The sequence below is a fragment of the Streptomyces sp. Sge12 genome, from assembly GCF_002080455.1.
Taxonomy (GTDB): Bacteria; Actinomycetota; Actinomycetes; order Streptomycetales; family Streptomycetaceae; genus Streptomyces.
The window spans coordinates 3635392-3647500 of the sequence record NZ_CP020555.1 but is presented as its reverse complement, the minus strand read 5'-3'; the positions used below and the strand labels follow the sequence as shown (position 1 = coordinate 3647500).

The following is a 12109-nucleotide window of genomic DNA, read 5'->3' as shown; positions in this document are numbered from 1 at the left end:
CCGTTGTTCTTCGGAACAACGGTCGTGACTGCGTGCCTTTTGAAGAATGAGCCTGCGAGTTAGCGGTGTGTAGCGAGGTTAACCCGTGTGGGGAAGCCGTAGCGAAAGCGAGTCCGAATAGGGCGATTGAGTTGCACGCTCTAGACCCGAAGCGGAGTGATCTAGCCATGGGCAGGTTGAAGCGGAGGTAAGACTTCGTGGAGGACCGAACCCACCAGGGTTGAAAACCTGGGGGATGACCTGTGGTTAGGGGTGAAAGGCCAATCAAACTCCGTGATAGCTGGTTCTCCCCGAAATGCATTTAGGTGCAGCGTCGTGTGTTTCTTGCCGGAGGTAGAGCACTGGATAGGCGATGGGCCCTACCGGGTTACTGACCTTAGCCAAACTCCGAATGCCGGTAAGTGAGAGCACGGCAGTGAGACTGTGGGGGATAAGCTCCATGGTCGAGAGGGAAACAGCCCAGAGCATCGACTAAGGCCCCTAAGCGTACGCTAAGTGGGAAAGGATGTGGAGTCGCAGAGACAACCAGGAGGTTGGCTTAGAAGCAGCCACCCTTGAAAGAGTGCGTAATAGCTCACTGGTCAAGTGATTCCGCGCCGACAATGTAGCGGGGCTCAAGCGTACCGCCGAAGTCGTGTCATTGCAGCAATAGGGCCAACGCCCGCTGTGATGGGTAGGGGAGCGTCGTGTGCCGGGTGAAGCAGCAGCGGAAGCTAGTTGTGGACGGTTCACGAGTGAGAATGCAGGCATGAGTAGCGATACACACGTGAGAAACGTGTGCGCCGATTGACTAAGGGTTCCTGGGTCAAGCTGATCTGCCCAGGGTAAGTCGGGACCTAAGGCGAGGCCGACAGGCGTAGTCGATGGACAACCGGTTGATATTCCGGTACCCGCTTTGAAACGCCCAATATCGAATCAGGCGATGCTAAGTCCGTGAAGCCGTTCCGGACCCTTCGGGGAAAGGAAAGTGGTGGAGCCGACGAACCAGACTTGTAGTAGGTAAGCGATGGGGTGACGCAGGAAGGTAGTCCAGCCCGGGCGGTGGTAGTCCCGGGGTAAGGGTGTAGGCCGAGGGGTAGGCAAATCCGTCCCTCATTAAGGCTGAGACCTGATGCCGAGCCGATTGTGGTGAAGTGGATGATCCTATGCTGTCGAGAAAAGCCTCTAGCGAGTTTCATGGCGGCCCGTACCCTAAACCGACTCAGGTGGTCAGGTAGAGAATACCGAGGCGTTCGGGTGAACTATGGTTAAGGAACTCGGCAAAATGCCCCCGTAACTTCGGGAGAAGGGGGGCCATCACTGGTGATCGGATTTACTCCGTGAGCTGGGGGTGGCCGCAGAGACCAGCGAGAAGCGACTGTTTACTAAAAACACAGGTCCGTGCGAAGCCGTAAGGCGATGTATACGGACTGACGCCTGCCCGGTGCTGGAACGTTAAGGGGACCGGTTAGTGACCTTTCGGGGTTGCGAAGCTGAGAACTTAAGCGCCAGTAAACGGCGGTGGTAACTATAACCATCCTAAGGTAGCGAAATTCCTTGTCGGGTAAGTTCCGACCTGCACGAATGGCGTAACGACTTCTCGACTGTCTCAACCATAGGCCCGGTGAAATTGCACTACGAGTAAAGATGCTCGTTTCGCGCAGCAGGACGGAAAGACCCCGGGACCTTTACTACAGTTTGATATTGGTGTTCGGTTCGGCTTGTGTAGGATAGGTGGGAGACTTTGAAGCAGCCACGCCAGTGGTTGTGGAGTCGCCGTTGAAATACCACTCTGGTCGTGCTGGATGTCTAACCTCGGTCCGTGATCCGGATCAGGGACAGTGTCTGATGGGTAGTTTAACTGGGGCGGTTGCCTCCCAAAGGGTAACGGAGGCGCCCAAAGGTTCCCTCAGCCTGGTTGGCAATCAGGTGTTGAGTGTAAGTGCACAAGGGAGCTTGACTGTGAGACCGACGGGTCGAGCAGGGACGAAAGTCGGGACTAGTGATCCGGCGGTGGCTTGTGGAAGCGCCGTCGCTCAACGGATAAAAGGTACCCCGGGGATAACAGGCTGATCTTCCCCAAGAGTCCATATCGACGGGATGGTTTGGCACCTCGATGTCGGCTCGTCGCATCCTGGGGCTGGAGTCGGTCCCAAGGGTTGGGCTGTTCGCCCATTAAAGCGGTACGCGAGCTGGGTTTAGAACGTCGTGAGACAGTTCGGTCCCTATCCGCTGTGCGCGTAGGAATATTGAGAAGGGCTGTCCCTAGTACGAGAGGACCGGGACGGACGAACCTCTGGTGTGCCAGTTGTCCTGCCAAGGGCACGGCTGGTTGGCTACGTTCGGGAGGGATAACCGCTGAAAGCATCTAAGCGGGAAGCCTGCTTCAAGATGAGTATTCCCACCTCCTTGAGAGGGTAAGGCTCCCAGTAGACGACTGGGTTGATAGGCCAGATGTGGAAGCCCGGTAACGGGTGAAGCTGACTGGTACTAATAGGCCGAGGGCTTGTCCTCAGTTGCTCGCGTCCACTGTGTTAGTTCTGAAATAACGAACAGCTGTGTTCATGCCAGCGTTCAAATTTCATAGTGTTTCGGTGGTCATAGCGTTAGGGAAACGCCCGGTTACATTCCGAACCCGGAAGCTAAGCCTTTCAGCGCCGATGGTACTGCAGGGGGGACCCTGTGGGAGAGTAGGACGCCGCCGAACAATCATTGTGGGAAAGCCCCGCACCTTATGGTGCGGGGCTTTTCTGCGTTTACGGCCCGATCGGGCCGGCCCTCCTCGCTCTGTCGTCCGAATGGCCGCAGCAGTCCGGTGATGCGTCGTCGGCGGCCCGGCGAGACGGGCTCTACGTCCGTTTAGTTCGTAGTGTGGGGGTATGGGCTACGACCTCGTCATCTTCGACAACGACGGCGTGCTGGTGGACAGCGAGCCGCTCGCCAACAGCATCCTCGCCGGGTACCTGACCGAGCTGGGGCACCCGACCACCTACGAGGAGTCGGTCCGCGACTACATGGGATCCGCCGTGCACCGGGTGCACGACCTCGTCGTGGAGCGGACCGGGGAGCGGCTGCCGGCCGACTTCGACGAGACGCTGCACGCGCGGACCATCGCCGCGTTCGAGCAGGAGCTGAAGCCCGTCCCCGGCGTGGAGGAGGTGCTGGGGGCGCTGACCGCCCAGGGGGTCGGGTACTGCCTTGCGTCGTCCGGGAGTCACGAGCGGATCCGGGCCGGGCACCGGGTGGCCGGACTCGACGGGTGGTTCGAGGAGGAGTGGATCTTCAGCGCGCAGGACGTCGGCCAGGGGAAGCCGGCTCCCGATCTGTATGTGCACGCGGCGCGGCAGATGGGTGTGGAGCCGGCCCGTTGTGTGGTCATCGAGGACAGTCCCCTCGGAATCCGGGCCGCCGTCGCCGCGGGCATGGACGTGTACGCGTTCACGGCGATGCTGCCGGCCGACCGGCTCCCCGGGGCCACCGGCCACTTCGGTGACATGAAGCAGCTCACCGGGCTGCTCGGCCTGGAGGCCGGACTGGGTATGTGATCTCTCTACCCACGGGTAGCCCGTGGCCCTACGCTGACCCGCCATGACGGATGATGTGCGGCTGCGGCGCGGCCGCGGCGCTCTGGGGTTCAGTTTCTTCGTGCAAGGCGTCGCCTTCGCACTGCTCGTGACGCGGATCCCGGCCATCCAGGACCGGTACGGGATATCCGACGGCCTGCTGCCCGCTTTCCTCGCGGCCGTGCCGGTCCTCGCGGGGGCGTCGAGCGTGGCCACCGAGCACCTGGTGAAGCGGGTCGCGCCCAGCGTCGTACTGCGGTGGGCGCAGCCGCTGGTGCTGCTGTCGCTGCTGGGTGTCGGGGCCGGCGGCCAGATGTGGCACGTGGCGGTGGCCCTGGGGGCGTTCGGGCTGTCGGTGGGGGCGCTGGACGCCTCGATGAACATGCTCGGGGTCAGCCTGCAGCGGGCGTACGGGCGGAGCATCATGCTCGGCTTCCACGCCGCCTACAGCCTCGGAGGGATCCTGGGGGCGTCGGCCGCGTGGGCGGGGGCGCACTGGGAGCTGAACCTGTTCGTCAGCTATCTGCCGGCCGTGGTCGTGCTGTTGCCGCTGGCGCTGCTGGGGAGCCGGCGCTACGTCGACGGGACGGGGCCTGCCGGGACGGGGCCTGGAGGGGCCGCCGACAAGGGGCTGGGGGCCGGCGGGTTCAAGCTGCTGCTGCCGCTCTGCCTGGTGATGGCGTGCGCGTACATCGGGGACTCGACGGTGGCGAACTGGAGTGCCAAGTACCTTCAGGACGTGCTCGGCAGCTCGGAGCAGATGGCGACCGTCCCCTACAACGTCTACATGGTGACCACCCTCGTGGGGCGGGCCGTCGGGGACCTGGGCGTGCGGCGCTTCGGGGCGGAGGCCGTGGTGCGGGCCGGGACGCTGGTGGCGGCCGCCGGGTTCGCGGTGGTGGCGGCGGCGCCGGGGGCGTGGGTGGGGATGCTCGGCTTCACGCTGCTGGGGATCGGCCTGTGCGTGATCGTGCCGCAGACCTTCGCCGCCGCGGGGCGGCTCTTCCCGGGGGCGTCCGACACGGCCGTCGCGCGGCTCAACATCTTCAACTACGTCGGCTTCCTGATCGGGTCGCCGCTCGTCGGGGCGGTCGGTGACGCGTGGAGCTACCGGGGGGCGATGCTGGTGCCGATGGCGCTGGTCCTGGTGACCTTGTTCCAAGCCCGCTCGTTCGGCTCCGAGCCCGCCCGATACGGTGTCCGGCATGAGCGGCGAGCCGGTGACCGGGCTGTTGATGTGGGACGAGGCGGTAACGAGGTATGACTTCGGACCGAGCCATCCGATGGACCCGGTGCGCCTGGCGCTGACCATGGGCCTGGTGCGCGCCTTCGGGCTGGACCGGGCCATGGAGGTGCGGGCGGCCCCGGCGGCCGGGGACTCGACGCTGCGGCTGGTCCACCGGGAGGACTACGTCGCCGCGGTGCGCGAGGTGTCCGAGGACCCGGGAGCCGCGGACGGTTCGTACGGGCTGGGGACCATCGACGATCCCGCCTTCCACGGCATGCACGAGGCGTCCGCGCTCATCGCCGGGCAGTCCGTGGCGGGCGCGGAGGCGCTGTGGAGCGGTGAGGCCGAGCACGCGGTGAACTTCGCGGGCGGGCTGCACCACGCCATGCCCGGTGGGGCGGCCGGTTTCTGCGTGTACAACGACGCGTCGCTGGCGGTGGCGCGGCTGCTGGAGCTGGGGGCCGAGCGGGTCGCGTACGTGGATGTGGACGTCCACCACGGGGACGGCGTGCAGGCGGCCTTCTGGGACGATCCGCGGGTGCTGACCGTCTCGATGCACGAGCATCCGCGGACGCTGTTCCCTCAGACGGGCTGGCCGGAGGAGACCGGTGGCCCGGGGGCGGAGGGGTCGGCGGTGAACATCGCGCTGCCCGCCGGGACCGGCGACGAGGGGTGGCTGCGGGCCTTCCACGCGGTGGTGCCGGAGCTGCTGGCGGACTTCCGGCCGCAGGTGCTGGTGACTCAGCACGGGGCCGATACGCACTTCGAGGACCCGCTCGCGCACCTGGCGGTGTCGCTGGACGCCCAGCGGGCCGTCCAGGAGTCCTGTCACCGGCTCGCGCACGAGTACGCGGACGGGCGGTGGCTGGCGTTGGGCGGCGGCGGGTACGCGGTCGTGGACGTCGTGCCGCGGTCCTGGACGCACCTGGTGGGGATCGCCGCGCACCGGCCGGTGGACCCGGAGTCGGCGGTGCCGGCGTCGTGGCGGGACGAGGTGTACGCGCGGACGCGGCAGTTGGCGCCGGCCCGGATGACGGACGGGCGGACTCCGGCGTGGGCGGACTGGGAGGCGGGCTACGACCCGGCGGACCGGACGGATCAGGCCGTTCTGGCGACCCGTCGGGCGGTCTTCCCGTTGCGCGGGATGCTGACCTGATCGCGCCGGCGACCTTGATGCATCGTTACGCCAACTGTGGGGCTGTTCGCCGGAATTGATGAACCGCCAGATGTGTTGGGGCAGCATCGGAGGGTGTTGAGCACCGGCGCGTTGCGTGCGCATCTGCTGGCCGCCCGGTTGGCCGGGCCCGTCGCCACCTCCCGGGAGGAGAGCCTGCGCAGCTACCGGCTGTTCGCCGCGCGGGATCCGAGGGTGATGCTGGGCCTGGATCCGGAGCGGGGCTGGGGCGAGGGTGATCTGCTGAGGCTGATGGCGGACAAGTGCGGGGTCTCGGCGGATCCGGCGCACGTCAGTGGGCCGGACGTGATCGACCCGGAGCGCACGGTCGCCGCGCTGGAGGCCTTCGCGGGGCGGCTGTCCGAGGCGGCGCGGGCGCGGTCGCCCGTGCTGTTCGGGACGGGCCACCCGCATCGCCTCCTGGGCTTCTACGCCGGTTTGGCCGAGGCGCTGTCGGCGGCGGGATGTGTTGTCCTCACCCCGGCGCAGGGGGTGCGTGTCGACATGCCGACCCGGTTCGGCGTACGCACGCACAGCATCGAATACGTACGGGGGGTCGCACTGGTGCGGGAACCCGGCGTGCGGGTGCCGGGGAGTGCGACCGGCGTGCACACCCATTCGCCGCTGCCGGTTCGGATGGCGCTGGGGGCCCTCGCGGAGGCCGGCGGGCCATTGCCGGAGCTGGTGGTGGGGGACCACGGGTGGGTCTGCGGTGCAGGTCAGCTCGGTGTGGAGGCGATCGGGCTGGCGGATACGGATGATCCGGCGCTGTTCGTCGGGGAGGCCGAGGGGCGCGTGTCGGTGGCCGTTCCACTTGATGACGCGGTGCGAGCGGACTACTACCGACCGCTTGCGCGCTACGTGCTCGGCCGCGCAAGTCTGACGGGGCGGCAGGAGTGGTCGTAGCTCCTCTTCCCCACTCGTATCACGCGCCCCTACTCTGGGGAGTGAGCGTGCGACGACGAGGAGTAACCGGAGGGGAAGCCGGTGCCCGTCATGCGCGGAAGGTCAAGGTGTGTCATGGCTGCTGGCGAGAGGCCTCTCAGTGAGGTTCAGTTCCTGACCGTGGCGGAGGTCGCCTCGGTGATGCGAGTGTCGAAGATGACCGTGTACCGCCTGGTGCACAACGGTCATCTGCCCGCAATCCGGGTGGGCCGGTCCTTCCGGGTCCCCGAGAACGCGGTTCACGAGTACCTCCGAGAGTCCTATGTGGGGGTGGAGTCGGCCTGAGACTGAGGCTCGGGAGACCCCTGGCTACAACGCGGAAGCGCTCGGATTACAAGCTCAGAGCTCGGGCGGGTAGGCTAGGCCGACGTAGGTCGTGTGGGCCCAGACGCCCCGCACCAGTGAAGAGAAGTGAGCGAGGGTAGTCGTGGGCTCTGTTATCAAGAAGCGGCGCAAGCGGATGGCTAAGAAGAAGCACCGCAAGCTGCTCAAGCGCACCCGCGTCCAGCGCCGTAACAAGAAGTAAACGGCAGCTGTACGTGTTCTCCGCAGCCCCTCCACCATCCTGGTGGAGGGGCTGCGGTGCAGCCGGGGGACTTCTTCGAGGGAGGCGCTGAGCTCGTGGGGAAGGTCGTACTCGTCACCGGGGCTGCCCGGCAGTTGGGCGGCCGCTTCGTGCGCCGGATCCAGCGCGACCCGGACGTCGAGCGGGTGATCGCGGTGGACGCGGTGACACCGCCGCACCGGCTCGGATCGGCGGAGTTCGTCCGTACGGACATCAGACAGTCGGCGATCGCCAGGGTGCTGGCCGAGCACGCCGTGGACACGGTGGTCCATCTGGCGGTCACCGGGGGCAGCGCGGGCACGGGCGGCGCGCACAGCACCGTCAAGGAAACGAACGTCATCGGGACCATGCAGCTCCTCGGGGCCTGCCAGAAGTCGCCGACGGTCCGACGGCTCGTGGTGAAGTCCAGTACCAGCGTGTACGGGGGCACCTCCCGGGATCCCGCCGTCTTCACCGAGACCACGGAGCCCAAATCGCTGCCGGCGGGCGGCTTCGCGAAGGACGCCGCCGAGGTCGAGGGCTACGTACGGGGCTTCGCGCGCAGACGGCCGGACGTCGCGGTGTGCGTGCTGCGGTTCGCGAACATCCTGGGGCCCTACGCGGACTCGGCGCTCGCCGAGTACTTCTCGATCCCGGTGATGCCGACCGTGCTGGGGTACGACCCGCGGCTGCAGTTCGTGCACGAGGACGATGTCCTCGAAGTGCTGCGGCTGGCGGCGGGGGAGCCCAGGCGCGGGACGTTGAACAGCGGGACCTTCAACATCGCGGGTGACGGCGTGCTGCTGCTGTCGCAGTGCTCGCGGCGGCTCGGGCGTCCCACGCTGCCGCTGCTGCTGCCCGCCTTGAACTGGGTGGGCTCCGCGCTGCGGGCGGTGGGAGCCAGCGACTTCTCGCCGGAGCAGATAAGGCTCCTCACCCACGGCCGGGTCGTGGAGACCACGCAGATGCGCGAGGTCCTCGGCTTCGAGCCGCTCTACACGACCGCGGAGACCTTCGCGGACTTCGCCCGGAGCCGGGGGAGCGGGCTGCTGCCGCCGGAGCGGGTCGCACGGGCCGTGGACCGGGTGGCGGCCATGCTGGATGCAGACGGGCTCGACGGGCTCAAGGACGACGCCTACGCGGCTGAAGGAGCGAAGCGATAGTGGCGGACGCCAAGGTCATTCCGTTCGACGAGGACCGGCCGCGGCGGCGGATCCCCCGCCGGGTGCGGGCGGTGCCCGCCGCCGATCCGGTGGTGGAGCCGCCGGCGGCTCCCGAGCCGGCACCGGCGGCAGCGCCCGGCGACAGCTGGGACCGGCGGATCGCGGGCGGACTGGCGTTCCTGCGGCGGCGGGTCACCGGGGACTACGAGGTCGACGACTTCGGCTACGACAAGGAGCTGACGGACCAGGTCCTGATGACCCTGATGCGGCCGCTGTACGACAAGTACTTCCGGGTCGAGGTCAAGGGCATCGAGAACATCCCGGCGGAGGGCGGTGCGCTGATCGTGGCGAACCACTCCGGGACGCTGCCGCTCGACGGGCTGATGCTCCAGGTCGCCGTGCACGACCACCACCCGGCGGAGCGGCACCTGCGACTGCTGGCGGCGGACCTGGTGTTCATGCTGCCCGTGGTCAACGAGCTGGCCCGCAAGGCGGGGCACACCCTGGCGTGCGCGGAGGACGCGCAGCGGCTGCTGGAGGCCGGTGAGCTGGTCGGTGTGATGCCGGAGGGCTTCAAGGGGATAGGGAAGCCGTTCGGGGACCGGTACAAGCTGCAGCGGTTCGGGCGGGGCGGGTTCGTGTCGACGGCGCTGCGGGCGGGGACGCCGATCGTGCCGTGCTCGATCGTGGGGGCGGAGGAGATCTACCCCATGGTCGGCAACGCGAAGACGCTGGCCCGGCTGCTGGGGGTCCCGTACTTCCCGATCACGCCGACGTTCCCGTGGCTGGGGCCGCTCGGGGCGCTGCCGTTGCCGACGAAGTGGACGATCCAGTTCGGCGAGCCGATCCCGACGGACGGGTACGCCGCGGAGGCGGCGGAGGACCCGATGCTGATGTTCAACCTGACGGACCAGGTGCGGGAGCAGATCCAGCACACGCTCTACAAGCTGCTCGTGCAGCGGCGGTCCGTGTTCTTCTGAGGGGTTTTCCGGGACGAAGGGAAAGGGCGGGGCCGCCTGGGCGGCCCCGCCCTTCCTGCTACTCGGCGTCCTCCGTGCCCAGCCCCAGGCCCGGGAGGAGACCCGGGAGCAGGGGCGGGATGGTGATGTCCGGCTTGGGGACGTCCGGATTGCCCGAGGCGGGCGGGGCCGACTGTCCCGCGGGCGGGTTGAGGAGCTCGCCCGTACCGCCCAGGAGGCCGCCGGCAGGCGTCCGGGAGCTGCCCGAGGGGGACGGCGCCGCGGGGCTGCCGGAGGGCGTTCCGGCAGCGGGGGCGGAATGATGCGTGCCGCTCGGGGTGCCCGGCTTGGCGGACGAGCCGGGAGTGCTTCCGGTGCCGCGGGACTGCTCCGGTGCCTTGGGGAGCAGGCTCTGGAGCGGCGCCACGTCTTCGTCTATGGCCTGGAAGACCGACTCCACCTCTCCACCCACGTCGGTGAGCTGAGCCGGGAGCTTCTCGCGGAGCTTGCCCCACGCGTCGCGGTGGGAGCGGGAGAACGACGACAGCTTCTGGATCGGGCCGAGCGAGCCGTCCCGTTCGTACGCGGCCTGGAGGAGGCGGTGGCCTGCCTCCGCGTCGTGCTTCACGCCCGCCAGGGCGCGGCGGATCGCGCCCAGGGACTCGTGGTCCAGGTCGCCCAGCCGGCCCCGTTCCATCAGCCGGCGGGCTTCCGACAAGCGACTGGAGGCCTGGTCGAGATAGAGCTCGCCCCGGTCCGCGTCGTCGTCGGCCATCCCCAGCTTCAGGTCCTCCATGCCCCGTTTCACGGGGTAGAGGTGGTCACCGGGCAGGGCGTCGGAACTGGCAGCGGCCACTCCGCTGAAGGCCCCCGCGGCCACACCCACGGTGAGGCCGCCCGCTGCGATGCCCTTGGACCAGCGGGAGCGGGGCCGCAATTTCCGGAGCGGGGTCGCCCGGTGGGCGCCGCGGCCGGTCCGCTGTTCGGGCACCAGAGGGTCCGAGGCGGCACCGCCCCCGGCCCTCTCCTCCAGCACCATGGCCTCCATGGCGGCAATGAGCTGGGCTCGTTGCACCACTTTGACCTCGGGGTCCAGCGCTGGGCGCGGCATTCTTTCGCCGAGCACGCTCGCCAGGGCCAACAACCGGTCGTGGTCGGCAGGTTCGGCAGGTGCCTCGGACTGCTCGGCCGCCGAGTCCGGTTCCGGAAGGTCGGACGGGGTCCGATCCTCCAGGGCCTGGGCGAAGGCGTTCGCCCGCCGGTGCGGGGTCACGTTCGCGATCACTGGCGGCACCTCCTCTCGTCATGACGATCGACTCCCCAAGGTGTCCGGAAGGTTGCCTTCCTTGAGCGCATCCACACTTTCGAGTGAGCGGCTTCGGGCAAAGCGTGTCCACAGGGAGCCTGCATTCCGCACAACGAGCGTCGCGGCACTTGGGTTACGGACGAAGGATGATCTGACCACAGCGTCATCGAGGGGTCACCGAATGTGAGGTTGTGTGGTGTCGGAGGGTCAGCGGGCGTCTTCGGGGAGGAGGCGGGCCAGGGTGCGGACCGCCCGGTACTGGAGCGTCTTGATGGCGCCCTCGTTCTTCCCCATCACCCGGGCCGTCTCGGCGACCGAGAGGCCCTGCAGGAAGCGCAGGGTCACGCACTCCTGCTGCTGCGGATTGAGCTTGCGCACGGCCTCCAGCAGGGCCGCGTTGGAGAGGGACTCCAGGACGGAGTCCTCGGGGCTGCGCTCGACCTCGTTCGCGTCGAGCATCTCGCCGGTGGTGACCTCCAGCCGGAAGCGGCTGGACTTGAAGTGGTCCGCCACCAGGTTCCGGGCGATCGTCACGAGCCAGGCGCCGAAGTCGCGGCCCTGCCAGGTGAAGGTGGAGATCCGGCGCAGGGCGCGCAGGAACGTCTCGCTGGTGAGGTCCTCCGCGGTCGCCTTGCCGCCGACGCGGTAGTAGATGTACCGGTAGACCGTGTCGCTGTACTGGTCGTACAGGCGGCCGAAGGCCTCGGCCTCGCCCGCCTGGGCGCGTTCGACCAGGTCCATCATGCGGGCCTGGTCGCTGTCCGCCGTGGGGCGGCGGTGGGTGGCCTGGGTGGCGGTGCCGGCGGCGTTCGAGCCGCCGGCGGCGCGACCTCGTCTGCCCACCGTCGCGCCGCCGTCGGTCAGGGCATAGCAAGGACCGGCCGGGCCGAGGCCGGCAGGGACCGCGGCGGCGAAGGCGGGGACGGCGTACGCGGTGGGGACGAAGCCGCGCAGGTGGTCGAGGACCGTTTCGCGCAGCTGAGCCAGGCCCGAGGCGTCAACCCCGACAGGTGGGTACACGGGACTCCCAGAGGCAGAGCTTCCATCACGTGCAGTGCGGGACCGTTCACCCGTCGTGGCGACAGATGGCCGGTGGCATGCGTTTGAGGAGAATAACGCTTCGTACAGGCAGCGCTACACCCAGTTGCTCAAATCACCGGTTCCGACACTTCTGTTGCGTGTCGAGGGCATATTCAGTCGCAGATGGTGATCGATTCTTGATCACTTGGGTGCGCGGAATGGACGCTT

General features: G+C 67.7%; 10 protein-coding genes and 2 rRNA genes (1 of these 12 cut by a window edge). 10 read left to right on the top strand and 2 right to left on the bottom strand.

Features of this window, described 5'->3' with window-relative positions; genetic code table 11:
- From B6R96_RS16095 to B6R96_RS16050, 10 genes are all read left to right on the top strand, one after another.
- Positions 1–2493: ribosomal RNA gene (locus B6R96_RS16095) — 23S ribosomal RNA — on the top strand (it extends 630 nt beyond the left edge of the window).
- Between the two features lie 76 nt (positions 2494–2569).
- Positions 2570–2686, top strand: a 5S ribosomal RNA gene (gene rrf / locus B6R96_RS16090).
- Positions 2687–2858: 172 nt separating this feature from the next.
- The gene (locus tag B6R96_RS16085; RefSeq protein ID WP_081522778.1) at positions 2859–3524 is read left to right on the top strand and encodes an HAD family hydrolase; all 666 of its coding nucleotides are present in this window, start codon (positions 2859–2861) and stop codon (positions 3522–3524) included.
- A gap of 43 nt (positions 3525–3567) precedes the next feature.
- The gene (locus B6R96_RS16080) at positions 3568–4806 is read left to right on the top strand and encodes an MFS transporter (protein WP_081522777.1); all 1239 of its coding nucleotides are present in this window, start codon (positions 3568–3570) and stop codon (positions 4804–4806) included.
- Complete coding sequence (locus tag B6R96_RS16075; RefSeq protein WP_081522776.1) at positions 4778–5926, top strand: acetoin utilization protein AcuC; 1149 nt, start codon at positions 4778–4780, stop codon at positions 5924–5926. The genes B6R96_RS16080 and B6R96_RS16075 overlap by 29 nt, the downstream gene beginning before the upstream one ends.
- A 93-nt stretch (positions 5927–6019) precedes the next feature.
- Positions 6020–6850, top strand: a complete 831-nt coding sequence (locus tag B6R96_RS16070) for a phosphatase (RefSeq protein ID WP_081525125.1) — start codon at positions 6020–6022, stop codon at positions 6848–6850.
- Between the two features lie 114 nt (positions 6851–6964).
- A complete protein-coding gene (locus tag B6R96_RS16065; RefSeq protein ID WP_008738568.1) occupies positions 6965–7174 on the top strand; it encodes a helix-turn-helix domain-containing protein in 210 nt (69 codons plus the stop codon).
- A gap of 142 nt (positions 7175–7316) precedes the next feature.
- A complete protein-coding gene (locus B6R96_RS16060) occupies positions 7317–7415 on the top strand; it encodes a 30S ribosomal protein bS22 (protein ID WP_003948845.1) in 99 nt (32 codons plus the stop codon).
- A 95-nt stretch (positions 7416–7510) separates the two neighbouring features.
- Positions 7511–8596, top strand: coding sequence for an NAD-dependent epimerase/dehydratase family protein (locus B6R96_RS16055; protein WP_037860781.1), 1086 nt, complete (start codon positions 7511–7513; stop codon positions 8594–8596).
- Complete coding sequence (locus B6R96_RS16050; RefSeq protein ID WP_052874593.1) at positions 8596–9576, top strand: lysophospholipid acyltransferase family protein; 981 nt, start codon at positions 8596–8598, stop codon at positions 9574–9576. Before B6R96_RS16055 ends, B6R96_RS16050 begins: the two co-directional genes overlap by 1 nt.
- A gap of 58 nt (positions 9577–9634) precedes the next feature.
- Here B6R96_RS16050 and B6R96_RS16045 read toward each other — a convergent pair whose 3' ends face one another.
- Positions 9635–10840 carry a DUF5667 domain-containing protein gene (locus tag B6R96_RS16045; RefSeq protein WP_081522775.1) on the bottom strand — a complete coding sequence of 402 codons (1206 nt, stop codon included), beginning with the start codon at positions 10838–10840 and terminating at the stop codon, positions 9635–9637.
- Positions 10841–11068: 228 nt separating this feature from the next.
- Positions 11069–11881, bottom strand: coding sequence for an ECF subfamily RNA polymerase sigma factor, BldN family (locus B6R96_RS16040; protein ID WP_030388023.1), 813 nt, complete (start codon positions 11879–11881; stop codon positions 11069–11071).
- Positions 11882–12109: the final 228 nt, after the last annotated feature.

Bases quoted from the DNA above. Each gene is read 5' to 3' on its own strand.
- B6R96_RS16085 (WP_081522778.1), top strand. From the start codon at position 2,859: ATGGGCTACGACCTCGTCATCTTCGACAACGACGGCGTGCTGGTGGAC.
- B6R96_RS16075 (WP_081522776.1), top strand. From the start codon at position 4,778: ATGTGGGACGAGGCGGTAACGAGGTATGACTTCGGACCGAGCCATCCG.
- B6R96_RS16080 (WP_081522777.1), top strand. From the start codon at position 3,568: ATGACGGATGATGTGCGGCTGCGGCGCGGCCGCGGCGCTCTGGGGTTC.
- B6R96_RS16065 (WP_008738568.1), top strand. From the start codon at position 6,965: ATGGCTGCTGGCGAGAGGCCTCTCAGTGAGGTTCAGTTCCTGACCGTG.